General features: G+C 63.2%; 21 protein-coding genes. 9 read left to right on the top strand and 12 right to left on the bottom strand.

Features of this window, described 5'->3' with window-relative positions:
* Positions 1–83: 83 nt before the first annotated feature.
* The 3 genes from D8W71_RS03360 to lysX form a co-directional block, all read right to left on the bottom strand.
* Complete coding sequence (locus D8W71_RS03360) at positions 84–1,088, bottom strand: beta-ketoacyl-ACP synthase III (RefSeq protein ID WP_201265240.1); 1,005 nt, start codon at positions 1,086–1,088, stop codon at positions 84–86.
* Positions 1,089–1,166: 78 nt separating this feature from the next.
* Positions 1,167–2,114 (bottom strand): alpha/beta fold hydrolase, encoded by a 948-nt coding sequence (locus D8W71_RS03355; RefSeq protein WP_121110994.1) that lies wholly within the window; start codon positions 2,112–2,114, stop codon positions 1,167–1,169.
* A complete protein-coding gene (lysX, locus tag D8W71_RS03350) occupies positions 2,115–5,351 on the bottom strand; it encodes a bifunctional lysylphosphatidylglycerol synthetase/lysine--tRNA ligase LysX (protein WP_236077895.1) in 3,237 nt (1,078 codons plus the stop codon).
* Between the two features lie 330 nt (positions 5,352–5,681).
* Here lysX and D8W71_RS03345 point away from each other — a divergent pair, with 330 nt between their 5' ends.
* From D8W71_RS03345 to D8W71_RS03335, 3 genes are read left to right on the top strand one after another with little or no spacing between them, the layout of a single operon-like run.
* Positions 5,682–6,470 carry a GAP family protein gene (locus D8W71_RS03345; RefSeq protein WP_121110990.1) on the top strand — a complete coding sequence of 263 codons (789 nt, stop codon included), beginning with the start codon at positions 5,682–5,684 and terminating at the stop codon, positions 6,468–6,470.
* A 42-nt stretch (positions 6,471–6,512) separates the two neighbouring features.
* A complete protein-coding gene (locus D8W71_RS03340; protein WP_121110988.1) occupies positions 6,513–7,727 on the top strand; it encodes a sensor histidine kinase in 1,215 nt (404 codons plus the stop codon).
* Positions 7,724–8,362 (top strand): response regulator, encoded by a 639-nt coding sequence (locus tag D8W71_RS03335; protein ID WP_121110986.1) that lies wholly within the window; start codon positions 7,724–7,726, stop codon positions 8,360–8,362. The genes D8W71_RS03340 and D8W71_RS03335 overlap by 4 nt, the downstream gene beginning before the upstream one ends.
* Before the next feature lie 107 nt (positions 8,363–8,469).
* On the opposite strand, the gene D8W71_RS03330 is transcribed toward D8W71_RS03335, so the two are convergent.
* Positions 8,470–9,714: a fatty acid desaturase family protein gene (locus tag D8W71_RS03330; protein ID WP_121110984.1), complete on the bottom strand. Its 1,245-nt coding sequence runs from the start codon at positions 9,712–9,714 to the stop codon at positions 8,470–8,472.
* Between the two features lie 455 nt (positions 9,715–10,169).
* Between D8W71_RS03330 and D8W71_RS03325 the strand changes: the two genes are divergently transcribed.
* Positions 10,170–11,147 (top strand): hypothetical protein, encoded by a 978-nt coding sequence (locus D8W71_RS03325; protein ID WP_121118491.1) that lies wholly within the window; start codon positions 10,170–10,172, stop codon positions 11,145–11,147.
* Here the strand turns inward: D8W71_RS03325 and D8W71_RS03320 are convergent.
* From D8W71_RS03320 to D8W71_RS03305, 4 genes are all read right to left on the bottom strand, one after another.
* The gene (locus tag D8W71_RS03320) at positions 11,129–11,677 is read right to left on the bottom strand and encodes a GNAT family N-acetyltransferase (protein WP_121110982.1); all 549 of its coding nucleotides are present in this window, start codon (positions 11,675–11,677) and stop codon (positions 11,129–11,131) included. The two genes, D8W71_RS03325 and D8W71_RS03320, sit on opposite strands and share 19 nt — an antisense overlap.
* Before the next feature lie 229 nt (positions 11,678–11,906).
* Positions 11,907–12,320, bottom strand: coding sequence for a TIGR03668 family PPOX class F420-dependent oxidoreductase (locus D8W71_RS03315; RefSeq protein WP_121110980.1), 414 nt, complete (start codon positions 12,318–12,320; stop codon positions 11,907–11,909).
* A 34-nt stretch (positions 12,321–12,354) separates the two neighbouring features.
* Positions 12,355–14,415 carry a putative bifunctional diguanylate cyclase/phosphodiesterase gene (locus D8W71_RS03310; RefSeq protein ID WP_236077686.1) on the bottom strand — a complete coding sequence of 687 codons (2,061 nt, stop codon included), beginning with the start codon at positions 14,413–14,415 and terminating at the stop codon, positions 12,355–12,357.
* A gap of 114 nt (positions 14,416–14,529) precedes the next feature.
* Positions 14,530–15,531, bottom strand: coding sequence for a LacI family DNA-binding transcriptional regulator (locus D8W71_RS03305; protein ID WP_121110978.1), 1,002 nt, complete (start codon positions 15,529–15,531; stop codon positions 14,530–14,532).
* Between the two features lie 45 nt (positions 15,532–15,576).
* On the opposite strand from D8W71_RS03305, the gene D8W71_RS03300 reads away from it, so the two are divergent.
* Positions 15,577–16,800 (top strand): MFS transporter, encoded by a 1,224-nt coding sequence (locus tag D8W71_RS03300; protein WP_236077685.1) that lies wholly within the window; start codon positions 15,577–15,579, stop codon positions 16,798–16,800.
* 103 nt (positions 16,801–16,903) lie between these two features.
* Here D8W71_RS03300 and D8W71_RS03295 read toward each other — a convergent pair whose 3' ends face one another.
* Complete coding sequence (locus D8W71_RS03295) at positions 16,904–18,799, bottom strand: anthranilate synthase family protein (protein WP_121110974.1); 1,896 nt, start codon at positions 18,797–18,799, stop codon at positions 16,904–16,906.
* A 366-nt stretch (positions 18,800–19,165) separates the two neighbouring features.
* On the opposite strand from D8W71_RS03295, the gene D8W71_RS03290 reads away from it, so the two are divergent.
* The 3 genes from D8W71_RS03290 to D8W71_RS03280 are packed head-to-tail and all read left to right on the top strand — an operon-like array spanning position 19,166 to position 22,033.
* Positions 19,166–20,203 carry an ABC transporter substrate-binding protein gene (locus D8W71_RS03290; RefSeq protein WP_201265239.1) on the top strand — a complete coding sequence of 346 codons (1,038 nt, stop codon included), beginning with the start codon at positions 19,166–19,168 and terminating at the stop codon, positions 20,201–20,203.
* Complete coding sequence (locus D8W71_RS03285) at positions 20,185–21,240, top strand: FecCD family ABC transporter permease (RefSeq protein ID WP_121110972.1); 1,056 nt, start codon at positions 20,185–20,187, stop codon at positions 21,238–21,240. The genes D8W71_RS03290 and D8W71_RS03285 overlap by 19 nt, the downstream gene beginning before the upstream one ends.
* Positions 21,241–21,262: 22 nt before the next feature.
* A complete protein-coding gene (locus D8W71_RS03280) occupies positions 21,263–22,033 on the top strand; it encodes an ABC transporter ATP-binding protein (protein WP_121110970.1) in 771 nt (256 codons plus the stop codon).
* Between the two features lie 2 nt (positions 22,034–22,035).
* Here D8W71_RS03280 and D8W71_RS03275 read toward each other — a convergent pair whose 3' ends face one another.
* Both D8W71_RS03275 and D8W71_RS03270 read right to left on the bottom strand, forming a co-directional pair.
* Positions 22,036–22,377 (bottom strand): PLD nuclease N-terminal domain-containing protein, encoded by a 342-nt coding sequence (locus tag D8W71_RS03275; protein WP_121110968.1) that lies wholly within the window; start codon positions 22,375–22,377, stop codon positions 22,036–22,038.
* 71 nt (positions 22,378–22,448) lie between these two features.
* Positions 22,449–23,684 carry a lipase family protein gene (locus tag D8W71_RS03270; RefSeq protein ID WP_121110966.1) on the bottom strand — a complete coding sequence of 412 codons (1,236 nt, stop codon included), beginning with the start codon at positions 23,682–23,684 and terminating at the stop codon, positions 22,449–22,451.
* A 151-nt stretch (positions 23,685–23,835) separates the two neighbouring features.
* Between D8W71_RS03270 and D8W71_RS03265 the strand changes: the two genes are divergently transcribed.
* The gene (locus tag D8W71_RS03265; protein ID WP_121110964.1) at positions 23,836–24,453 is read left to right on the top strand and encodes a class I SAM-dependent methyltransferase; all 618 of its coding nucleotides are present in this window, start codon (positions 23,836–23,838) and stop codon (positions 24,451–24,453) included.
* Positions 24,454–24,480: 27 nt separating this feature from the next.
* Here D8W71_RS03265 and lat read toward each other — a convergent pair whose 3' ends face one another.
* On the bottom strand, positions 24,481–25,830 hold the full coding sequence (gene lat, locus D8W71_RS03260) for an L-lysine 6-transaminase (protein WP_121118485.1): 1,350 nt from the start codon (positions 25,828–25,830) through the stop codon (positions 24,481–24,483).
* Positions 25,831–25,957 lie beyond the last annotated feature (127 nt).

Below are 25,957 nucleotides of genomic sequence, written 5' to 3'. Positions count from 1 at the left end.
CAGCCCCCCGCCGAGATCGAAGTTGTGCACGAATTTCGGATGAAAACGGTGCACAACCTCGATCTCGCGGCGAACAGCTCGACTTACAGCTTGGGAAGCTTGACGATCTGACCGGCGTAGGACAGACCCGCACCGAAGGCGAGGAGCAGAGCGGTGTCGCCCTCTTTGGCCTTACCGGTGCGGAGCAGCTCTTCCATGGCCAGTGGGATGGACGCGGCCGAGGTGTTTCCGGTCTCGGCGATGTCGTTGGCGACCGGGGTCTCCTCGTTCAAGTTGAGGCTCTTGGCCAGCAGCTCGGTGATTCGACTGTTCGCCTGGTGCGGGACGAATGCGTGCAGTTCGTCGGCTTTGATGCCCGCGACGTCGAGGACTTTCTGCGCAGCCTTACCCATCTCGAACGCAGCCCAGCGGAACACGGAGATGCCGTTCATCTTGATCCAGGGACGCTCGGCACCCTCGGTCATGATGTAGTCGTACCAGTCGATCGTCTGGAAAATGGCGTCGGCCTGTGAGCCGTCCGAGCCCCAGACTGCGGGTCCGATCTCGGTTTCGTCGCTCTGCCCGACGATCACTGCGCCTGCGCCGTCGGCGAAGATGAAGCGCGTCGTGCGGTCGTACGGATCGGTGGTCTCGCTGAGCTGTTCAGCGCCGATGACGAGAACGTATTTCGACGTTCCGGCTTTGACCAGGTCGGATGCGACGGTGAGTGCGTAGCAGAATCCGGCGCAACCGGCGCCGATGTCGAATGCGGCCGGCCCGTTGGTGCCGAGTGCGAATGCGACCTTCGCGGCAGCCTGTGGCGTCTGCTCGAGGTGAGTCGAGGTCGCGACGATGACCGTGTCGATCTGATCAGCGGCGACGCCGCTTGCTTCGAGGGCCTTCTTGCCGGCCTCGATGGCCATGTACACAACGTTCTGCTTGGGCTCGGTGAAGCGCCGGTTCTTGATGCCGGACCGCGTCTGAATCCACTCGTCGCTCGAGTCGATGAACTCGCAGATCTCGTCGTTGGTCACTACTCGCTCCGGGCGGTGAACACCCAGTCCGAGTAGCTTCGACTGGCGTCCCTGCGTTGTGCTGATCGCACCCATCTTCGTTTTCCTCTCGTGGCTACCGTGCCATCGCCGAACTGCGGTTCGGGTCTTGGGCAACGGGCTCGACAGGACACGTTACGTGTCGACGCCCCCGTGATGTGACACCAGTTCCGCGATCAGTCCTGCCACTTCGGCGGGCTGATCGATCATCGCGTGGTGATGTGCGTCTCTGACCACGGTGAACTTCGCGTTCAGGTACCGCGCGAGTCGCTGCTGCTTGTTCAGCCACATTCGTCCCCACGGCGTCGGCCTCCCGGTGTGGGCGGCCGCAACGGTGACCGGACACTGCTTGTTCTGGTCATTCCGCAGGCTCCACTCCTGTGTCGGCATGGATGTTCGACGCCGGATCGTGTTCAACTCCGCAGCCATGTCCGGGTAGACGAAGTCCTCGATCAACGACGCTTCCAGGTACGTCGGGTTCCGGTAGATCTGTTCGATCCAGTCGTGGGTCTCGATAGGAATGCCGTCCGGTGGGATCGACTGGTTCAGGATTCGCCGGACGGTGGTGCCCAGGAGCCTCTGCAGACCTGTCCGTGACAGCGCCCCGGCCAGCACGTATGCCGCTTCGATACGCAGACGTTTCGGAATCACCGCCCATGGGTCACGCTCGGCACTCGCGTCGAGCAGTAGTACGCCTGCCGTGCGATCGGGATAGAGCCGCGCGAACGCCTCGGCGTAAAAACCCGCAAGAGAATGCCCGACGATCACCGCCGGCCCCGTCAGTGTCAGCGCGTCGAGTACGCCGAGGATCCGTGCGGCCTCGCCGACGACAGTGGGCGTCTCCCCGTGCGGGAACGGTTCACTGAGGCCGAATCCGGGCCGGTCGAACACCACTACGGTGTGGAACGCCGACAGAATGCCGGCGCAGTCGTCCCAATCGAACCAATTCCCGCCGAGTCCGCCGCACAGCACAACCGTCGGGCCGCCGCCTCTGCTGACGACATGGGTCCTCAGCCCGTTCACGTCGAGCACACGGCCCGGCGATCGCTGTTGGATGGAACGCCGTTGTTTCACGGGAAACATCTACTGACGTGGCTTGGCGAGCGGGAACGCAAGCGTCTCGCGGATGCTGCCGCCCGTGATGAGCATGACGACTCGGTCGACGCCCATGCCGAGGCCGCCGGTCGGCGGCATGCCGTACTCCAATGCCTGAAGGAAGTCCTCGTCCAGGCTCATCGCTTCCTCGTCGCCGCCTGCCGCGAGCATGGACTGCTCGGTGAGACGTTGGCGCTGGTCGACCGGGTCGGTCAGCTCGCTGTAGGCAGTCCCGAGTTCGACGCCCCACGCGACGAGGTCCCACTTTTCGGCGACGCCGGGAATCGATCGATGTGGCCTGGTCAGCGGCGACATCGACGTCGGAAAGTCCTTGTAGAACGTTGGGAACTCGGTGTAGTCCTCGACGAGGTGTTCGTACATTCCCTGGGCGACAGCTCCTGCGTCCCAGTCCTTTTCGTACGGGATGTCGTTCTCGTCGCACAAGCGCTGTAGCTCCTCGAGCGAGGTGCTCGGAGCTACGTCGACGCCGAGCTTCTCGGCTACGGCTCCGTGCAGTGTCTTGACGGGCCATTCGCCGGAGATGTCGATTTCGATCATTTCGCCGTTCGGGCCGTCGGGGCGCAGGACTATCTCGCGTCCGTGTGCGGCGACGGCGGCCTTCTGAATGAGTTCGCGGCACAACACCATTGCGCGTTCGTAGTCCGAATGTGCCTCGTAGGCTTCGAGAATTGTGAACTCGGGGTTGTGCTTGAAGTCGGCGCCCTCGTTTCGAAACACCCGACCGATCTCGAACACCTTGTCCATACCGCCGACGCACAATCGCTTCAAGTAGAGCTCGGGCGCGATGCGCAGGTACAGATCGAGGTTGTAGGCATTGATGTGGGTGATGAACGGTGCTGCGTTCGCACCGCCGTGCACCTGCTGCAGAATCGGTGTTTCGACCTCCATGTAGCCGCGGTCCGAGAGTGAGTCACGCAGTGACTTGACGACGTTGGAGCGCGCAATCATCAGCTCGCGGGCACTGCGGTTGATGGCGAGGTCGACGTAGCGTTGGCGCACACGCGACTCCGGATCGGTGAGACCCTTCCACTTGTCCGGCAGCGGATGCAGGCACTTGGCGTTCATGCGCCAGTCCGACGCCAGCAACGAGAACTCACCCTTCTTGCTTCGGCCGATCGTCCCGCTGACCTCGATCAGGTCACCGAGATCGAAATCGGAGTCGAAGCTGTCCATCTTGTCGCCCACGCGCTCGCGGTCGAAGAGCACCTGGATGTCGTCGGTCCAGTCTCGGACTACGGCGAATGCGACGCCGCCGTAGTCGCGAATACGCAGGATGCGTCCCGCGATTCGGACCGTGGTGCCCTGCGGGGTAGCGAGGGCCTCGCCGACGGAATGCGTCGGCGGATGCGCGACGGGATAGCCCTCGATCCCTTCGCTGTTCAGGCGTTCGAGCTTGGAGATGCGAACACGCACCTGGTCGGGACGCTTGGGTCCCTTCAGCGGGGCGTCGTCGTCGATCGTGCCCGGTCCGCTTCCGTCGGAGTGAATGTCCTCACTGCCGGCCAACGCGGCAGGCACGGCTGTGTGACTGCCTGTGTGCTTGCTCGCACGACGGAAGCTGGGAAGCGTCAGGAAGCCTTCGGCGATGGCGGAGGCGATGCCGACCTTGGGGAGCTCACGATTGTCCGCGAAGCACAGGTAGCGCGGTTCCCAGTCGGGTTGATACTTCAGATTGGAGCGGTACAGCGCTTCGAGCTGCCACCAGCGAGAGAAGAACACCAGCACCGACCGCCAGACACGCAGCACCGGGCCTGCCCCGATGCGGCTGCCTTCCTCGAACACAGCTCGGAACACAGCGAAGTTCAGCGAAATCTTGCTGATGCCGAATTGATCGCCGCCAGTTGCCAATTCGGTGACCAGGAGTTCGATGACGCCGTTTGGTGACTGTGGATCTCGGCGCATCAGATCGAGCGATACTCCCGACCGGCCCCAGGGAACGAGGGAAAGAACGCCGACGGTCTTGTCGTCCTGACGAGCTTGGACCAGAAGGCAGTCGCCGTCGAGGGGGTCGCCCAAACGACCGAGTGCCATGGAGAAGCCGCGTTCGGTCTCGGTGTCACGCCAGTTGTCGGCGCATTCGATGATCTCGGCCATCTCCTGAGCCGGGATGTCGCGGTGGCGGCGAAGTTGGACGGTGACGCCGGCCTTGCGAGCCCTGGTGACGGCCTGCCTGACGGGTCGCATCTCGCGACCGTTCAAATTGAACTGCTTGGTGTAGAGGATCGCTTCGTCGCCGAGTTCGAGAACGTTCAGACCTGCGCGCTTGAATGCCGTCGCACCGTCCTCGCTCGCGCCCATCACCGCGGGCGTCCACCCGTACTTCTCGGCGAGTTCGAGCCACGAGTCGATCGCATGTGGCCAGGCCTCGGGATTTCCGATGGGGTCGCCGCTGGCCAGGCAGACCCCGACCTCGACGCGGTACGTCACTGCGGCTTTGCCGCTGGGAGCGAAGACGACACCCTTGTCGCGGCGGGTAGCGAAGTAGGCGAGCGAATCTTCGGCGCCGAACTTGTCGATCAGACCTCGCAGTGCCGACTCGTCGCTGCCGGTCAAAGCATTGGACGATCGCTGTGACCGGAACAAGGTCACCACCGCGGCCAACAAGGCGAGTGCGCCGAACAAACCCAGAAGCGTATTGACGAAACCGTGTGGGCGACCGTCGAATTGCTCGTTGTCGACCGCTGCCAGCGCGGTGACGCGGTTGAATGCCCACAGGAACGTCTGACTTTCGGGGAGGGTGCCGGGGAAGAGCGCAACGAGACCCCACCCGACTCCCGTTCCGATAGCCGCCCCGAGCACCAGCACGCCGAGGGCCTTCCACGCAGCACCTCGTCGAACTCGGGTGTAGAACTCCCTACGGGCAGCGATCAGGATGGCGATGATGACGACGACCACGCCGATCGCCACCCAAGCGTTGACGTTCTTGTCGTTGATTCCCTGGTCGAGGTTGTTGAGCGCGACGAGGACGAGATAGAGCGTCAGAAACCACCAGGCGATGCGCTTGCGGCTTGCGAGCGCGGCCGCGGTGAGGCCCACCACGAGTGCCCACGCGAGCGAGGTGTCCGGCGCGTCGATGTAGTAGTCGTCTATGTACTCTCGCGGAACGCGAATCACGACACGAAGAGCAGGGGAGAGGCTCCACAGGAACACGAGCACCGCGAACACACCGAGAATCAAGCCCGAGATGTGCGGAACCTGCGTCAGACGGCCGTGTTCCGGCGGAACGAAGGCCCGCGGCGCCGTCTTCTCCGTCTTCTTCGATGTGGATGTCGTGTTCTCCGGTGACACCGATGTGCTCGTCACTGCCCAACTCCTACCGTCAGCGCTTTCTTCCCCACGGTTACGGTAGCGCCGTCCGCGCAGTCAGCACCGTTCATTGGTGTGTCCGGCAGCGGTTTCACCCTCTGGGGATCAGGAGACGGAAGCCAGCGGCCGTGCGGACTACTACCTTCGGTGGATCTTCCCTGGTATTACCGCAGGTGAGGCGTTCTGACTAGGTGCGGGAGGCGTCGTACAACGGCTTGACTGGGGCACATGACCTCCCTCCTGATGTCGATACTGCCGCTGGCGTTGCTCGACGCCGTCAGCGTGGGTGCCCTGGCGATGCCGGTGTGGTTTCTGATCTCCGATCGCGTTCGCCACGGCTACCTGTGCCTCTATCTCGCTGTTCTCGCTCTCGCGTACGCGGCCCTCGGTCTCGCGCTGGTGAACGGGCCAGCCGGCCTGCGAGAGGGCGGCGAGAATCTGCTGAACTCCACGGCGGGCGACTGGATTCGAGGGTTGGTCGGCGTTGCCCTTATGGCGTTCGCGGCCTGGTACGGACTCGTGCACAAGGTAAGCGTCCGAGCACCGGGCGGGGGATCGGAAGCAGGACGGCTCGAAGAAGGACGATCGAAAGCAGGCCGGTTCGGAGCATGGCGCGACGGTGCTGTCGGTGAGAATGCGAGTGTCCGTGCGGTGGTCGGCCTTGCTCTCGTTGCGACGCTGGTAGAAATCCCGACGGCGGTGCCCTATGCGATCGCACTCGGCCGTGTCGACGAGACCAATCCCGGCTTGTTCGTGCAGGTATGTGCAGTCGGCGTATATGCCGCGGTGATGGTTCTTCCGGCGTTTGCGCTCACCGTCGGGTCGCGGCTCGCGCGTGCGCACGTGGCGGGGTTGCTGCACCGAGTCGACAGATGGTTTCGTGTGAACGCCCAGGAGAACACCGCCTGGTTGATCGCGATCGTCGGGCTTGCGTTGTTCTTCGAAACGCAGCTGTACGACTCGGTGATGAACCTCGTCTCCGACCCGAACAGCGCACAGGGTCGGCCGCTACAGTGAAACGGCACCTGGCGGCGTGTGTGAGACCGGAAGGGTGAGGCGATGCTCCGATTCAGTTGGCGGCCCGTGCACGTCTCGATCGTGCCGCTGGTGTTGCTTCCCGCGTCCGTCTTCGTAATGGCGGTGATGGTGGCAGCCGATATAGCCGGCGTTGCGGGTCGACGCCTGCTGGACCAACCGGTGCTGATCGTTCCCACGATTGCGTTGCTGTCGCTTCTTTCGGGTGTGCTGTGTTGTCGTCGACGGTTCCCCGTCGCCACGTACGCGGCGAGTGTTGCGGTGACCGCGGCGACGATGGTGTTCCTGCAGAGTGCGAGCCTCGGTGTGACACCGCTGTATTGGTTCGCTTCGGTGTCGCTCGGCATTCGGGTCTCGGGGGTGCGCTTGGTGTCGGTGGTGGTCGCCGGCATCGTCGTCGAGACACTCGTGGTGTCCGCGGTTCGTGTGTGGACACCCGACGGTGGGGATGCGACCTTCACCACGCAGCTCTGGGTGGGAGCGTTCAACGCCACATTGACCACAACCGCCCTCGTCTTGCTCGGAAGCGTGATTGCGAGCCACCGTCGCCAGGTGGAGGCAGGTGTGACCGAACTCGATACGGCACGCGAAGAACATCGCGCTCGTATCGATCGTGCCATCGAGGCCGAGCGAACCTCCATGGCACGGGAGTTGCACGACGTCGCCGCGCACCATCTGACCGGGATGCTCATCCAGGCGAAAAATGCGGACCGCCTGCTGACGGCCGATCCGGAGAAGGCGCGGGAGTTGTTGTCCGGTGCCATCGGCCAGGGCCACCGAACGCTCGACGGGCTGCGTCAGATAGTCGGAATACTCCGAACCGCCGACGACGCACGCATTCCCCCGCAGCCGACGATTGCCGACATCCCTTCGCTCGTCGAAGAATTTCGGCCGCTTTTCGCGGACGTGTCGGTAGCCGTCTGCGAAAATTCGGCGGCCGTGGACAGCGGCGTACAACTGGCGTGCTACCGCGTCGTGCAGGAATCTCTGTCCAACGCCAGCAGGCACGCCCGCGGTTCGACCGCGACCGTCGTCGTCGATCGAACCAACTCGGTCATCGTTGTGAACGTAACCAATGATGCCGGTGCGGGAGATGCAGACGATCCGGGCCAGGGACTGGGACTTGTCGGAATGCGGGAGCGCGTCGCGCTACTCGGCGGGACTCTGGACGCCGGAGCCTGCGGCGACGGTTGGCTGGTCCGCGCAAAGCTTCCCGTCGACGGACGAGTAGCCGCATGATCACTGTTCTGCTCGTCGATGATCAGCCGGTCGTGCGTCAAGGATTCGAGATGTTCCTCTCCGACGACCCGCGCATCCGAGTGGTCGGTCATGCTGCGTCCGGCAGCACGGCTGTCGAGCAGGTCGCCGCATTGCGTCCCGACGTGGTGCTGATGGACGTGCGGATGCCTGGGCGCGACGGATTGTCTGCCACACGCGACATCGTCGAGCGGTTCCCTGAGTCGCGGGTAATCGTAGTGACGACATTCGACCTGGACGAATACGTATTTGCCGCTCTGGATTTCGGCGCAGCAGGGTTTCTGCTCAAAGACGCCGACCCGGGGGAACTGGTGGCGGCGGTTCTCACGGTGTCGGAAGGTGGCACGGCCATCGCGGACCGAGTGACCACCCGCGTGGCGCGCGAATTCGCCCGCCGCCGAACGACTCCCACCAAGGCGGTCGAACACGACCTCACCGCACGTGAGATGGACGTCGTGCAGAAACTCGCGAACGGCAAGAGCAACGAAGACATAGCGGCCGAACTGTACATCGAGCCGAGCACCGTCAAAACCCACATCGGCAACATCGCCCGCCGACTCGGCGTACGCACCCGCGTCCAGATCGTCATCTGGGCCTATCGCAGCGGAGTCGTGTAACGCCTGTCTGTTCGGCTTCGCCGCCTCGGATCGAGGGGCGTAGTCAAGACGGGGTGTGGTCGTGCGGCGGGCATGGTCGTGATCGCATCGACCACACCCGCCCGCCTTCAGGAGTGAGCGCCGACCTCGGAGTGCTTGCCCGCCAACGCAAGTGCCGTACGGAGTCCTCGACGCTTACCGGTCTCGGGATCCACTCCGAACACTTCCTTCATCCCACCACGGATACGGAACTTGAGTTCCGATGCCGTCTCCGGTGCGTCGTCCGACGTCGCCGAGAGAAAACGGTTGGGAAGCGTGAGCTTGAGGATGGTGCGGAGCGTCTGTCCGTACTGATGCGCGAACGAACCCGTCGTGTAGGGCAAGTCGTACTTGTCGCACAGCGCACGAACTTTGACAGAGAGCTCGGCATATCTGTTGCTCGGCAGATCCGGGAACAGGTGGTGTTCGATCTGGTAGCAGAGGTTGCCACTCATGAACGCCAGAACCGGACCTGCGGTGAAGTTGGCACTTCCCAACATCTGTCGCAGGTACCACTCCGGTTGGGTCTCGGTCTCGTACTCCTCGAGCGTGAACTTCTCGGCGCCGTCGGGGAAGTGTCCGCAGAAGATGACGCCGTAGGTCCAGAAGTTGCGTATCAAGTTCGCTGTCACGTTGGCGGTCAAAGTCGACTTCCACGCTGGACCGGTCAACAGTGGGAACAGAACGTAGTCCTTGCCGACCTGTTTGCCGATCTTCCGGATGACGTCCAGCGCCATCTCCCGCTTGTCCTCCCACTTCAACTCGCCGGCGCGGAGCTTGTCGATTTCGAGGTGGTGAAGGGCGACGCCCCACTCGAAGAACGTCGCCAGTAGCGCGTTGACGAGCGGCTGGGCGAGGTGCTCGGGCTTCCACGCCTGGTCGCGAGTGATGCGAAGAACTCCGTAACCGACATCGTTGTCCAAACCGACGATATTGGTGTACTTGTGGTGCGTGAAGTTGTGCGACTGCTTCCACCCCGAGGACGGGCACGTGTTGTCCCACTCCCAATTGCTCGAGTGGATCTCGGGATCGTTCATCCAATCCCATTGCCCGTGAATGACGTTGTGGCCGAGCTCCATATTCTCGATGATCTTGCCTGCACCGAGCAACGCAGACCCGAGTAGCCAGGCCGGCCTCTTCTTGCTCGCGAACAGAACGAGCCGTCCCGCCACGACGAGCGAGCGTTGAAACGTAATGCTCCGCTGGATGTACTTCGCATCTCTGTCGCCGCGCGAATCCTCTACGTCGCGCCGAATAGCGTCCAGTTCCTTACCGAGGGCCTCGATATCCGCCTCCGTCAGGTGCGTGTACTCCTGAATGTCCGATATCGCCATGGTTCCCCTCCCATTTTCGACGAGACTCGACCTGTCTCCCAGGTGGCCCCCGTCACCGCCCCAACCGTACGTGCCCGGCGGTCGGGCGTCGAGGAGTTTGGATTCCGTCACCCTTCTCGGCGGAACGGTGGGGCTTTGCCCTCCTTCGTCGGACCGAATGACTGTTTCGGTCTCGGGGGGTGAGCGAATGTCTGTTTGGGTCTCGGGAGGTGAGCGAACGACTCTTTCGGTCTCGGGGGGTGAGCGAACGACTCTTTCGGTCACTCTGAGTGTGCGAACGACTCTTTCGGTCACCCGAGCGTCAGCGAATGTCTCATTCGGTCACCTCGAACGTGAGCGAATGTCTCATTCAGTCACCTCCATCGACCGAAAGTTATCCACAGTCTACGAAGTTGTCCACAGGCCCCCAGTTCGGACGGCCGAAAATGTCGGACCCGTCGTATTCGATGTCGGCCATGAAACGAGGGGGATGGGCAGACGACGATTACGCGCTGCGCCAGAAGTCCAAGAACGGTGTCATCAGAACGTCCGTACTGAAAGCGATGGGGGTGGGAGCGAAGACGATCGTAGACAGGACATCGGGCGGACCGTGGCAACGGATACTGCCCGGGCTCGTATTGCTACACAACGGCCAGCCGTCCCAACAGCAGCGGAACACTGCCGCGAGCATGTACGGCGGCGACGGTTCGATGCTCAGTGGACGGGCAGGTCTCGCGCTCCACGGGTTCGGTACGGCGAAGACGTCAGCCGACGTATTGGTGTTGATTCCGCCGGAACGGCACCGCAAGGATGTGTCGTTCGTCGTCACCGAACGGACCGAGAGGATGCCGGAGTCGACGACCAAGATGGGTCTACCGGTGGCTCCGCTCGATCGATCCTTGCTCGACGCCTCTCGCCGGGTGCGCGATCGGAGGGCATGCGTAGCCCTTTTCGCCGAGGTCGTTCAGCGAGGCGCCGTCGACGTCCAGTCGCTGCTCGTCGAACTGAACGAGGGCTGTGGTCGAGGCAGTGCAGTCCCTAGACGTGCCCTTTTGGAACTTATGGGCGGTGCACATTCGGTCGCTGAGGTTGATGCAGAGAAGTTGTTCGAACGGAGCGGTCTGCCGCCCAGCGTCGCCAACGTCGACTTGTACACGGAGTCGGGCGAGTTCATCATGACGACGGACAGATGGTTCGACGACGTGGCCTGCGCGTGTGAGACCGACTCGTACCTGCATCATGCGAGCCCAGCCGATTACGAAAAGACAATCAAGCGGAGGGCCAACGCCGAGGGCCATGGCGTGGTCGTCACGTCGCACACGCCGAAAATGATCGCAGAAGAACCAGAACGAGTGGCTGCGGATGTGCTGACGGCCTATCGAAGGGCGCAGGAACGACCGCGGCCCAACATCGTCGCCGTGCTGCAAGGGACTCGTTATCGAGCTGCGTCGTAGATCCAGATCATCTGCCGACCTGTCTGATGTGACGTCGTGACGGGATGGTCGTCGATGCGGTCCAGGCGATACCCCAATCGTTCGGGTATCGCCTGGCTGCGTAGATTAGCTGCATCGCAATGGATTTCGACTCGAACTATGTCGGCCATACCGGCTGCGACCATGGTCAGGGCAGAACTGGCTCTGGTAGCTATTCCGCGGCCTTCGGCGGCTCCGGTCAGCCAGTATCCAATTTCCAGAACGTCTGGGGCCGTCCGATGCAGCCCGATCTTTCCCAAGACTTTGCTGCCCGGTGCATCGACGATGATGTAGTCGTACACGCTGCCGGAATTCCATTGGGCGTTGGTGTCCGCGATCCGAATCCTCTGTGTATCGACGTCTGCGGCGTCGTCGACGGCCCATTCCATCCACGGAGCTAGCCGGAAAATGTTCGAGCTGATTGCGTCGGCGATGGCCTGCGCATCGTCGGTCGTTTCGCGTCGGATGACGAGATGGTCGAGTTCGATTCTCTCGGGTGGCGTCGGAAGCATGTCCAGCAGTGTGCAACTGATTCGTTCGCTATGCGAGTGAATAACAGGGGTTCGGAGGTGACCGAAACAGACATTCGCTCACCTGAGGAGACCGAATGAGACAGTCGCACACTCTGAGTGACCGAAACAGTCATTCGCTCACCTGAGGAGACCGAAACAGACATTCGTTCACCCGAAAGCCCCGAAAGCCCCGAAAGCCGAAAGCACTGGAAGAGAAATTCCAGCCCACCTACGACGCTCGCCAGGACCGCCAGGTGAGCTTGCTGACCACGATGACGGGGCCTTGGGGTCTGGCGGAGGAGTATTGCTCGTACTTGGAGACCAAGGCGTCGATTGCTGCGGTGCCCTCGTCGGTGTCGGCTTCGACGACTCGGGCCGACCCGCTGGCACGGACCCACCACAGCTTGTCCCAGTCGTCGTCGTAGTTGTCGACGATGAGGCCGACGGCCGGGTCGGCGCGGATGTTCTCGAGTCGCTGGAGTGCGCGTGTGGTCTTGGGTTTCCAGTCGATTGCGGAAACCAAGTGGTCGCCGACTCGCGCGAAGACGATGGGCACCAGATGTGGGGTGCCGTCGGGGTTGATGGTGGACAGCATTGCGCGTCGAGCGCTGGAGAAGCGCTCGATCTCGTCGTCGATCTTCACAGCGTTGTCCTCACGTGAAACTGGTTCGTCGTGCTCAAGCGGATGCGCTGTGCGCGCCGTTCTGGTGAAGAACGGTTTCGAGTTGTGCTGCAGTCATGGCACGGCCCAGTAGATGACCTTGCCCGAATGTGACGCCCATGTCGACGCATGCCTGTAGTTGGTCGACGGTCTCGATGCCCTCGGCGACGGTGTCTTTTCCGAGATCGTGGGTCACGTCGACGACGGCTTTGCAGAGGGCGGTCATCGCGCGGCGACGCTGCAGGTCTTTGCTGTCCAGATGTTGAGTCAGCGACTTGTCGATCTTCAGGATGTCCACGGGCAGCGTTGCGAGTCGTTCCAGCGACGAGAATCCGGAGCCGAAGTCGTCGATAGCGACAAGCGAACCGTGCCGTCGGACATCCATGAGTTGGTAGTAGACGGCGTCGACATCGTGCAGAGATTTGGACTCCGCCAGTTCGAGCACCAGGCGGCCGGGTTCGATTCCGAGTGAGTCGATGATGCTGTTGACGTCGGTCGCGAGGGTTCCTGCCGCAAAGTGGAGGGGGCTGACGTTGACCCCGACCTGCACGTCGATGTTCTTGCGCTGCCAACCGGCAACGGTTCGACCGACCTGGGTGAGGATCCAGTTGCTGAGCGGGATGATCAGATCGGCGTCCTCGGCGAGGGCGATGAAGCTGTCCGGCATGAGAAGTCCGAGTTCGGGATGGTTCCACCGAATGAGGGCTTCGGCGCCGACGACGGCCCGCGAGGACAGTTCGACGATCGGTTGGTAATACATCTCGAGTTCGTGTTCGGCCATTGCGACTCCGCGGAGCCGTTCGACGAGTTCGAGACGGGTGCGATTGGTGTCGCGCAGCTCCGGCGAGAACACCTGGTGGCTGCTGCGTCCGAGCGATTTGGCGGCATGCATCGCGGTGGTGGCGTCGTGAATCAGTTGGACGGGATTCGTCGTAGTGCGGTCCGAGGTGGCTACCCCCACGCTGGCTGTGACGGTGAGCTGGCGGTCGGCGAGTTCGAAAGCCGGCTCGAGGACGCTGGCGAATCCCGCGGCCATCGCGCGGGCGGTGATGGGCTGACAGCCTCGGGCAATGACGACGAACTCGTCACCCGTCAGTCTGCCGAGCGTGTCGGTGGGACGTGTCGACGCTTTGATGCGCCGGGCGACGGACCGCAGGAGTTCGTCGCCCGAGGTGGGTCCGAGGGCATCGTTGAACTCTCCGAAGCCGTCGATATCGACCAGGAGAACACTGACCTCGTTGTCGGACGATCGGATCGTGAGTTCGTGCGCAAGCAGTGATTCGATCTCGTCTCGGTTCGGAAGGCCGGTGAGCGGGTCGTGACCGGCGCGCGGTTCGACGGGCAGTTCGGTGATGTCCTCGTGCGTGAGATAGAGGCCTGCGCCGTCGGCCAGCCGGGTCGCACGGAGTCGAAAGCGGAATCGGTCGGATTTGTAGTCGACCGAGAACACAGGGCGGTCGCCGCTGGCAACGGACAGCAAACCGGCGAGCACGGCGTCTGCTGATCGATTTCCCATCTTGGCCGCTGCTCGGCACAGATCGAAGTAGTTGCTGCCCGGGTTGACGTCCACCCCGGAGGCCGCGTCGTCCCAGAGCGTGGTCCAGACGCGGTTGACCAGCATTATCGTGCCGGTGAGGTCGACGACGACAGTGCCTGCGGGTACTGCCTCCAGCATCGTTTGTGCGAGCTCGCCGGTCCATTCGGTGCGGCTGCTGCCCAGCCGTTCCTCGGTGATGTCGGTGGCCCAGACGGCGAAACCGTCCTGCTCGCGGTGGGTGCTGTACGACAGCCATTTCTGGATCGAGTAGGAGAAGTCCTCGAACGCAGCGATGTCGGAACCAGCACATGTCGCGACGAACTGAGACCAGGTCGTGCTGGTGAACCAGGTACTCATGCAGCGGCCGATGACGTCGTCGGCCGGGAGTACCAGCAGCGCGAGTGCAGCGGGGTTGGCATAGGTGACGTTGAAGAGGTCGTCGACGAACATGAGCGCATGCGGAATGGCGTCGAGTTCCGCACGCGAACTGCCGGTGGTAGCCACCGTGACAGGGCGGCGCGTCGGTGGCACTTGGCTCACGCTTCCCCCCTAGCGGCCGGTCGGCCGTCCTAAAGAATAACCCCAAGGTTTGGTTCAGTGCTAGAAACAGGGCAGAAACCTTGTTTTGGGAGCTGTTGGAGACCCACGTGATCGTCAGTGAGTGGAACTCCGGAGCTTCAGTGACCAGTCGGCTGCCGGGACTTCGTCGAGGGTCCCGAGTACCCATCGCGCAGCGTCGCGGCCTTGGTCGAACAAGGATTGTGCGACCGTCGTGAGGCCTGCATCTCGCGCCTCATCGGAATCGTCCCACCCCGTCACGGTCATGGCCGGCGCCACGTCGAGAACGCCGAGCGCAAGGTCGTCGCTGGTGCACAGAATGGCGTCGACCCCGGTCTCGATCAACTGGGTGGCCGCGACTCGGCCCTCGGCCCGTGAGTTCGTGGCGACGAACGATACCGGGACGTCGGACCATTCGAATCCTGCGTCAGCCATCGCTCGTCGGTATCCAGTCAGTCGGTCCGCAGTAACCGGGAACGTGGCGTCATCGGGATCGGGCCCGAGAACACGCTCGACGACACGCTCCCGATCGCGGGGAAAGCTCAGCACTGCAGGCCTTTTCGACTGTTTCACTCCTACGGTGCCGATCGCGTAGGCGGCCTCTTCGTCGTTAATTCCGACCAATCGAGCGCCTGGGTACGACGGACCACCCTGAATGCAGACGGGCTTTCCGGTGCCGACTGCGACTTCGAGCATCGGGTCGTCGACGACCGTCGTCCAGAGCACGAAACCGTCGACCTGGGCGTCCCTGACTCGGTTCAGGTCGGCACCGATGCGGGAATTGGGTAGCAGAACGAGACCGGAATCGGTGTCGAGGCATGCTTCGGCTATGCCGGACAGGAACGCGCGGGCCTGAGGGTTCTCGAACGAGTACGTCAACTTCTCGGTGAGTACGACGCCCAGGTTGTTGGTCTTTCCGCTGCGCAACGATTGTGCGGCGCGGTGGGGACCGGTGAAACCGAGTTGCGCGGCAGCGGCGTGAACGCGCGTTCGCGTTGCCGCCGAGACCCGAGAAGGCCGGTTGTAGGTATAGGAGACGCTCATCGTGGACACGCCCGCTGCGGCAGCGACATCGGCCATGGTCGGGCGGCTGTTCATCGCATCAGCCTAGCGTCTCCGTTGGAGATGTGTAACGATACACAAGTGCCGCGACAAACAACGCTCGGAACGACAGCGCCCGGATCGACCACTCTCCGACTCGTCGTGCTGGCTGCTGCGGCCTTCGCGTACGTGACGGCCGAGACTCTGCCCGTCGGCCTCTTGCCGGAAATATCCGCCGACATGAGCGTCAGCGAATCCAGCGTCGGGCTTCTGCTCACCTTCTACGCCTACGGCGTGGCCGCGATGACGATGCCGCTCATGACGTTCGTGCATCGATGGCCCCGCAGGCGGGTCGTCGTGGTGACGGTAGCTGCACTCGCGATATCCCAGCTGATCTCCGCCGTCGCCGTCGGGTACCCGATGTTGGTGGTTGCTCGAATGATCTGTGCGGCAACCCATGGAGTCTTCTGGGCAGTCGTCGCACCGGTCGCTGCGTCTCTCGCGGCGCCGGGAAAACAAGGCAAAGCAATCGCGACGGTCTATGCGGGAACGTCGCTGGCGCTGGTCGCAGGCAATCCGCTGTCGGCGGCGTTGGGTCAATGGCTTGGATGGCGCACGGCCGCAGCATGTATCGGTCTTGTGTCGGCGGGCATCGCAGTGACCTTGTACTTCGTATTGCCGGTGATGAGGGTCGCCGAAGACAAGAAGCCCGTCGCCAAGAACGGGACGCTCGACCGGTCGCTCGTGCTGATCTGCGTCGCGACCTTCCTGGCGGTACTCGGTCACTTCATCGCGTACACCTACTTCTCCCTCCTCGTCGACCGCGGGCTCGGTTCGATGGGGACGACCCTGACGGTCATGCTTCTGCTGTACGGGCTGAGCGGCGTCGTCGGCATCTGGGTCGTCGGCAAGACGTTCGACAGGTGGCCTCGCCGATCGACAATCGGCGCACTCAGCGCCGTGACCGCAGCTCTACTGCTGTTGTGGACGACGGTTCAGTCGGCGCCGGGATCCCTTGCAGTGCTGGCAATCCTGGGCATTGCGCTGTGGGGCTTCGCCTTCACGACGGTTCCCGTGTGCTTGCAGTCCTCGGTGCTCGCGACGCCACGCGCCGATCCGGATCGGGCGTCGGCCATCTACGTCGTCGCCTTCCAGCTCGCCATCGCGTCGGGTGCATTGGTCGGAGGCGTCATCGTCGATCGAAGCAGTATCGCCGTGGTGACACTGGTGGCCGCATTGCTGGTGGCGTCGGCCCTGGTGACGGTGGCGCTTGCGCGCGGCAGCTTCCCTGGGCAACGTCGGACGGCTCTGGCCGAGGTCGCCTGAGCCGGCGGTCTTGGCTGCACACTATCGGCCCGAACCGACGGATACCCGCCGATCAGGGCCGATAGTGTGCACTGGCGGCCGCTGTGCCGCTGCGGGCCCCGACTCACACTCGCTCGGCGACAGCCGAAATCAACAACCTTCGCACGAGGTCGGAGAGCAGGTCTATTCCCTCGGTAGAGAGGATGGACTCGGGGTGGAACTGGATCGACTCGAAACCTCGACCGCGCAGCGCGTTGACCTCCGAACCGTCCGCGGAAACCTCGACGACACCGCCGACATCACCGACACCACCGACACCACCGACTGCACGGTCGGCAGGACCGTCGAGCGCAACGAACGTGTTGTAGAACCCTACGGCTCTTGGCACCCCGAAGACGTCGGCCACCTTCTGGACGCCCTGCTGCGGACGGTCGAGCGCGACGACGTTCAAGCCGAGTACGCGTGCGAGCACCTGGTGACTGAGGCAGATGGCCAGCAGTGGCTGTCCGCTCGTCAGTCGTTCGCGCACAGCGGTTTCCGCTGATGCGATCCTGGCAACGGAAACCTCACGCGGGTCCCCAGGGCCCGGTCCGCACACGAGAAGATCGGCGTCGGAGGAGACGAAGTCCTCCCACCGCACCACAGATACCGTCATCCCCAGGTGGCGGAGCTGATGCGCGAGCATGGCAGTCCACTGGTCCTCGAAATCCACCACCGTGGCCGTCCTCCCTTCCAGCTCAACAGGTCGCAGGTCCAGCCCCTCACATGGCGGTAGTTCCACAGCCTGCTTGTCGAGCCAGAACGACGCGAGCATGCTGTTCCTACGCTGCAGCGCTTCGGAAACTCCCGGCGCCGTGGACAGTCGGACGGCATCGCGTGCGAGCGGACGCGGTGGTTCGACCCCTAGAGCGGCGAGCACGCCTCCCAGTTTCGAACGTGTCTCTGCCACCTCGTGTTCCGGAACGGAATTGCGCACCAACGTCGCGCCGGCAGAAATTTTCAGGTCACCGTCGGGCGAGATTTCGCAAGTTCTGATCAGGATCGGCGCATCGACAGTTCTCACGCCGTCGATCGTGTCGAACAGTGCGAGGACACCGGAGTAGTACCCGCGCCCGGACGCTTCGTAGCGCGCGATCACCCGTGATGCGTTCTCGATCGGCGACCCTGTGACCGTCGGTGCGAACATCGTCTCGCGCAGGATGTCCCGTGGATCGAGAGCACATTCGCCGACGAGGATGTACTCGGTATGCGTCAGGTGTCCCATCTGTTTCAGACGTGGCCCGATGACGCGTCCGCCTCGGTCGCAGATGCGGCTCATCATCTTCAATTCTTCGTCGACGACCATGAACAGTTCGGCATTCTCCTTGGCGTCCGCCAGGAAGTCGAGAACACCTGCCGCAGAGGGACCCTCGACGGGATGGCGGTATGTGCCGCTGATGGGGTTCATGATGGCCGAGGTGCCGTCGAACCCGACGTGACGCTCGGGCGTTGCGCCAACGAGGGTCACCGATGGTGTCGACACGTAAAAGGTCCAATACGAGCCGGATTCACCGAGCAGCAGGCGACGGAAGATCTCCAGTCCATCGGCCGATGCGTCGTCCAGTCGAGCTCGGAAGTCGCGGCGAATGACGAAGTTCGCGCCTGCACCAGTCCCGATCTCGTCGGCGAGTACTCGCGACACGATCGATGCGTATGCGGCGTCCTCGGGTTCGAATCGGCCGCCGGTCATCGCGAGATCGCGGACGGCCAGAACCTCGAGCACGTCGTCAACACTCAGATGTGCGCGTTCACGCACCACCAGGCAGTGCAGTCCCGCGTCGTCGTCGTGACAGACGAAACCGCGCTCGGATATCTGACGGAACGGAACAAGCGCCAGCACAACCTCGCCCTGCTCCAGCGGGATGTCAGCCAGCGTGTCCACGGTGACGACCTCGCCGACCAGCACGTCGACGCCGTCTTCGCGGCTGAGAATGGCAAAGGGCTCGGCGCCGCCGACCACTCGGTTCAAGAACTCGTGCATCGAAAGCCTCTCGGTTGTTCAGACCGACTTCCGAGGTGACGGAGACATGAAAAATGGCCACCTCGAAAGGCGGCCACGGATGGATCTACTTGGTGCGTGGGCGCCTACGAGCGCCACCACCATGATCCTGCTACGGAAAGATTCGCGTACATGTCGAGTCACTGTACACATCGATGGCAGGATAGTCTCACCCTCGGATCGCTCCTGCGAACCGAAGTGATGGGCGAGAGAACCCGGTGCGACTCCGGGACTGACGCGCAACGGTGACCATTCCTACACGGGGTGGAAGTCCGATCGCTCGCACATCGCTGCGTACATCCCGCGGCTCCGCGAAACGAGCCCCTAGTAGGAAGTTTTCGCCACCCGATGGTCACCCGCTCATCTCTTCCCTTTGCTGTGCTCGCAGCTGCGCTGGTACTCACCAGCTGTTCGTCGAACTCCGACGGACCCACCACCGAGGCGTCTGTATCCAACTCGAATTTCCCGCTGACCATCAGTAATTGCGGCCAGGACGTCGTTGTCGACGCGCCGCCGCAGCGCGCGGTGTCGCTCAACCAGGGTTCGACGGAGATCCTGCTCAGTCTCGGTCTGGCCGACCGGATGGTGGGGACCGCGACGTGGACCGATCCGGTGCGCGAGAACCTGGCGTCGGACAACGACAGAGTGCCGCGTCTGGCCGACAACGCACCGTCCCTCGAGGTGGTGCTCGATACAGAGCCCGATTTCGTGTCCGCGTCGTTCGGCGGGACCCTCGGCTCGGGAGGCGTCGCCGAACGCGGGCAGTTCGAGCAACTCGGCGTCCCGAACTACCTCTCGCCGACGGACTGCAACGGCAAGACCGACGAGAGCGTCAACTCCGACGGTGCCCGCACCCAGCCCCTCCAGATCGATTCGGTCTACCAGGAGATTCGCGACCTGGCGGCGATCTTCGACGTTCGTGACCGCGGCGAGCAGTTCGTCGCCGAACTTCAGGGCCGGTTCGAGACGGCATCGCAGGCGGTCACAGCGTCGGGAACCTCGCTGGTCTACTGGTTCGCCGATACCGCCACCCCGTACATGGCCGGCTGCTGCGGGTCCTCGGGGATAATCACGAACTCGGTGGGCGCGGAGAACATCTACTCCGACACCACCGACGAGTGGCCGCAGGTGAGTTGGGAGTCGGTGGCGGACCGCAATCCGACAGCCTTCGTCCTGGCCGACCTGAGCCGTCGGACACTGGCAGGTGACGCACTCGACTCGAAGATCGAGTTCCTCGAGAACAACCCCGTCACCCAGCGCCTACCTGCAGTGACCGACAAGCGGTACATCGTGGTCAATGGCGCGGATCTGAATCCGTCGATCAGGACCGTCGACGGAGTCGAGAAAGTGGCAGCGGCGCTGCAGGAATGGGGCTTGGCGCAGTGAGCACCGGCACGGCCGCGCCGACGAGGGGCAGCCTTCTTGCGCCGCTGCTCGTCATCGGTAGCGTCGTGCTCACGCTGTCCATCGCACTGGCCATCACGATCGGACCAGCAGATCTGTCGATTGCGGACGTCTACCGAATCGTCGCCGAACACATGGGATTCGGAGACTCGGGTGTCAGCCCAATCAAGGACGGGATCGTGTGGGAGCTGCGGCTTCCGCGTACGTTGCTCGCTGCCGTCTGTGGCGCGGGACTCGCGCTGTGCGGGGCGATCATGCAGTCGCTTCTTCGCAATCCGTTGGCGGATCCGTTCGTACTCGGCATTTCCTCGGGTGCCTCGACGGGGGCTGTGACGGTGGCAGTGTTGGGAATCGGTAGCGGGATGTATTCGCTGTCGACCGGTGCATTCGTCGGCGCAGTCTTCTCCTTCGTGCTGGTGATGCTGCTCGCGGCCGGTGCCGGGGGAGGCACCGATCGCGTAGTTCTGGCGGGAGTCGCAGGAACACAGCTGTTTTCGGCGTTGACGTCGTTCATTGTGATTTCGTCGGCCGACGCAGAACAGACACGGGGGGTGTTGTTCTGGTTGCTGGGTTCGCTCGGCGGAGCCGACTGGGGCGACGTTGTGCTGTGCGGATCGATCTGTGCAGTCGGAATTGCGGTGTGCCTGCTGTACTCGTCGGCGCTCGACGCGTTCACGTTCGGCAACGACGCTGCAGCCTCACTCGGGGTCTCGGTGAAGTGGATTCGCATTCTGCTTCTGCTGATCACGGCCTTGATCACCGCAACACTCGTCAGTGCTGCAGGCGCCATCGGATTCGTCGGACTCGTATTACCCCACGCGGCACGCTTTCTCGTCGGCTCCCGCCACCGAAGGCTACTTCCGACGACAGTTCTGGTCGGCGCAATCTTCTTGGTGTGGGTCGACGCGATCGCCCGCACGGTATTCCAACCGCAGGAAATCCCAGTGGGCGTGGTGACCGCTCTGATCGGCGTTCCGGCGTTCGCACTGATCCTCTTTCGCATGCGGAGAACACGATGATCTCCACGATCTTCAGGACGTCATGACTATCCAGGCCAAGGGAATTCACTGGTCGCGCGGCTCCCAGTCAATTCTCGGTGGCGTCGACTTCGAGCCCGCGAAGGGCGAGACCATCGGACTCATCGGCCCCAACGGGTCGGGCAAGTCCTCGCTTCTGCGAATTCTGGCAGGGATCGTGTCTCCGGACGAGGGATCGGTGTCACTCGACGGCTCGGCGATGTCGAACATGCGCCGAAAGCAAATTGCGCGACGCGTGGCGATGGTCGACCAGCATTCGGACACCGAAGTCGACATCTCGGTGCGCGATGTCGTGCGGCTCGGCCGAATTCCGCATCAGGGGATGTTCGGGGGTGACACCGCTGCCGACGACCGAGCCGTCACCCGCGCGCTCGAGGACACCGCGATGGCATCGAAAGCGCAGCGGCTCTGGCATACGCTCTCCGGCGGAGAGCGGCAGCGAGTTCAGATTGCGCGGGCGTTGGCCCAGGAACCGAGCGAACTTCTACTCGACGAACCGACCAACCACCTCGACATCGCGCATCAACTGGACATCCTCGACTTGGTGTCGCAGCTACCGCTGACGAGCTTCATCGCGCTGCACGACCTGAACCTCGCGGCGATGTTCTGCGATCGGATCGTGGTGCTAAGAGCAGGCGTCGTCGTCGCACTCGGCACGCCAACCGAGGTCATCACCGAAGCGCTCGTGCTCGATGTCTACAACGTCCATGCGGTCGTCGAACTCGACGACACCGGTACGTATCCCCAGGTGACGTACAAGCCGAGGCGCGGATAGGGCTAGTCGCCCCTCGCCCTTCGGCGCTGTTCCTCGGCCCGGGCGCGGCACTGACGCAAGAACTCGGCGTCGGCCTCGGCATCGGTCGCAACAGCCCGTCCGGGCTTGGCGTCGTACTCGGGGAAGGCCGAGTTGCTGCCCTGCCTGCCGCTGCCGCCCCAGATTCCGCCGTCGACGGGACGTCCTACCAGCAGCCACACGATCGATCCGGCGAGGGGGATGAAGATGACCAGCAGCAGCCACATCATCTTCGGCAGGTGACGGACAGCGCCGTCCTCGGCCGTGATCACGTCGATCAGGCAGAACACCCACAGAACCATGATGATCAAGCCGAGATACGGCATCGACGCACTCCTCCAAGTCAAGACCGGTCGGTCTTTTGCATGGGGAACTTAACAGATGGCGTCGACGAGAGCTAACCGCAATTCGAGGTGGTCGGAACCCCCGCGAACCGATCTCGGATCCACGCCAGTCCGACGCCGAAGTCGGTCGCGGCTGGCGCCAGGTGGTTGATGCCGAAGCCGCCGGGAACGGTCGGCAGTTCGTTGACGTAGAGCGAGGCGTCGGCGCCGCGCGCGCACCAGTCGGCGACCAGCTGCGAGGATTGTCCGAACGGTATGAAGTCGTCGTTCCGCGCGGAGTTCACCAACACCGGCGCACTCGGGGTGAGATTACCGATGCGTTGGTCGTCGAATACTTCTCGTACGACGGGGTTGTCCCCGATCACGTCGGCCAGTGGCCTGCCGTCTTTGGTCCACTGCGCCGTCGACGAGCCGCCGAACTCGCGCCGGGCTTCGATGAGGCATTGGGTGGACACGCGCTGCAACACCTCCTTGCCGCGATCGTTCGACGCCTCGTCGACCACTGCTTTCAATTCGGGGTAGCGAGCGGCAAATCCATTGATCGCGAACCCGATCGCCGCGGTCAGCCCCGTGCCGTCGATGTGACGCAGAACGGCATCGAGATCTGCAGGTGGTGCGCTCGCGTAGGTTCCCGCCACGTTCAGCTCGGGTGCGTAGTCGCCCACCAACTCCGCCGCCGACGCTGCTGCACCGCCGCCTTGCGAATGCCCCCAGAAGGCGATCGGGCCCTGTTCTCCCGCACGGGCGAGTGCGGCGCGGGCCCCGTCGATCATCGCGTGTCCCTCTTCGACGCGGTTGACGTAGGTGTGGACGCCGGGCGTTCCGAGGCCGATGTAGTCGGTGACGAACACGCGGATGCCCTGGGTCAGAAATGCGACGGCGAATGCGCCTTCGTAGTTGATCGAGGTACTGCCCGTCGACGGATCCCGCTGGCCGCCGGTGGGGAACTGACGCGACGGTGCGCACTGGTCACCTTGGCCCTGGGTGCCTGGCCCGATGACGACGGTGGGCGTGGGGCCACCGAAGTACGGAACCGTCGGCTCGAGGTACGTGCCCGTGACGGCGACCGGTGTGCCGTCACCGAGCGTCGAGCTGTATTTGACGCGTTCAGCGGTGCCAGGCAGTTCACCGACCTGTCCGACGAACGAAATCGGTTGAGCAGCAACGACGGTGCCCGGAATGTTCGGCACCACCGGCGGTTCGGCATAGAAGTCCGGCTGAGCGTGCGCCGGTACGGCCACCGCCGCCGCGACGATTCCCAACGCCAAGGCAATGACTGTCCGTTTCATGACTTCCCCCTACATTTCGATCACCCCGGTCAGACTAGATGCAGGTTCACCGAGGAACGAACGGTTTCGATCACCTCGATTTCAGTGCAAGGGTTCACTGGGTTTGCGGCGGGGTAACGCCTAGCGAACCGATTTCTACTCTGGAGGGCCGATGGGGCTGGAACAACTCGAAGCGATGGTGCACGAGACCGTGACCGCGGGGGAGCCGTTCGAGTACGGTGCGGATCGGGCGGAGATGGACTACCTGTCGTCCCTCGCTGCTCGACCCGGTACCCGGCTGATCTGTGAAGTCGGGTTCAACGCAGGGTTTTCGAGCTGGGCGTTCTTGTCCGGGTCGCCGTCGGTGATCGTGTACTCCTTCGATCTGGCCGGCTACGCCTACAGTTCTGCGGCGAAGGAGCACATCGACGAGTTGTTTCCCGAGCGGCACAACCTAATTCGCGGCGATTCGCACGTCACCATCACCGAGTTCGCGAAACAGAACCCGGATCTGCGTTTCGATGTCGTCTTCGTCGACGGCGATCACTCACCCGAGGGTGCACGCGCCGATCTGGCGGACCTGCGCCCCATGACGACCCCGGAGACCGTGGTCGTCATGGACGACATCATGCCCTGGCTCTGGTACGGCGAGGGGCCGACGACGGCGTGGCAGGAAGCCGTCGACGCCGGACTGATCGCTCATCGATCGTTCTTTCAGGACGGCGATCCGGTCGAGAAAATCGAACCGCCCGCGAGCCGGGCGTGGGCTGAAGGTTTCTACCCGCGCTGACAGGCGCTTATCCCAGCTCATCCCAGTTCATCTCAGCCGATCGAGGGACCTCTCGATCGCGTCGACGCCTCGGTTCAGATCGTCTGCACTGATCGTCAGCGCAGGCCGGAAGCGGACGGCGCTGGCGCCGCAACCGAGGGCAAGGACATGCTCGGTATCTCGGAGATCGTCGACGAGTCGGTCGCGGGATGCGGCGTCGGGCATCGTGAATGCGCACATGAGGCCGCGGCCACGAACCTCGGTGACGCATCCGTGCCGAGCGGCCAAGTCCTGCAGTCGGGCGAGAAGGTGGGCGCCGAGGACTCCAGCACGGTCGATCAAACCTTCGGACTCCACCACTTCGAGGATCCGACGGGAACGGACCATGTCGGTGAGGTTCCCGCCCCACGTCGAGTTGATGCGTGAGGAGACGCGGAAGACGTTGTCGTCGATGTCGTCGACGCGTCCTCCTGCCATGACGCCGCAGACCTGCACCTTCTTCCCGAAGGCAAGAACGTCGGGTACGACGCCGAGTTGCTGGAATGCCCACGCGGTCCCGGTCATTCCAGCACCGGTCTGAACCTCGTCGACGACGAACAAGGCGTCGTACTCGTGGCACAGATCGCGCAGCTGCTGCAGAAACTGCGGCCGGAAATGGTTGTCGCCGCCCTCGCCTTGAATGGGTTCGACTATGGCGCAGGCGATGTCGTTCGGGTTGGCGTCGAATGCCCGTCGGGCCGCGGCCAAGGCGTCGGCTTCGAGGGCGTCCATGTCGGCGCCCGTACGGATGTACGGAGACGGAATGCGTGGCCAGTCGAACTTGGGGAACCGTGCGACCTTGTTGGGGTCGGTGTTGGTCAGCGACATCGTGTATCCCGAGCGCCCGTGAAAAGCGTGCTCCAAGTGCATGACCTGGGTGCCGAGGGCAGGATCGATTCCGTGTGCTTCGTTCCACCGGCTCTTCCAGTCGAACGCGACCTTCAGGGCATTCTCGACGGCCAGTGCCCCGCCCTCGACGAAGAAGAGGTGAGGTAGACGCGGGTCGCCGAGAACACGGGCGAACGTGTCGACGAAGTCCGCCATCGCCGACGTGTAGATATCGGAATTGCTGGGCTTGTTCATCGCGGCCTGGAGGAGGTCGGATCTGAACGCCTCGTCCTGGGTGAGCGCCGGATGGTTCATACCGAGCGCGTTGGAGGCGAAGAAGGTGAACAGGTCGAGGTACTCGGTGCCGTCCCTGGCATCGGTGAGCGTCGAACCATGTGACGCCGTCAGGTCCAACACCATCTCGAATCCGTCGGCGAGCATGTGTCGGCCGATGGTGGCGTGCACATCGGCTGCGCGGTTCGGATCAACCACGGCGGACAGATCCACGGGGGCGTGCAATACCTGCGTCATGAAAGCCAACATACGCGTAAATATTCCGTATGCAACCCCGTATGACCGTAAAGATTCCTGTCAAACGGTTCGTAGACTAGATTGGGATCGGCCGCAAAGAGCTGCACGACGCAAAGACCTGCACGAC

The sequence above is a fragment of the Rhodococcus sp. P1Y genome (genome assembly GCF_003641205.1).
Lineage (GTDB): Bacteria > Actinomycetota > Actinomycetes > Mycobacteriales > Mycobacteriaceae > Rhodococcoides.
The sequence above is the reverse complement of the archived record's forward strand: the minus strand, read 5'-3'. Positions and strand labels throughout refer to the sequence as shown.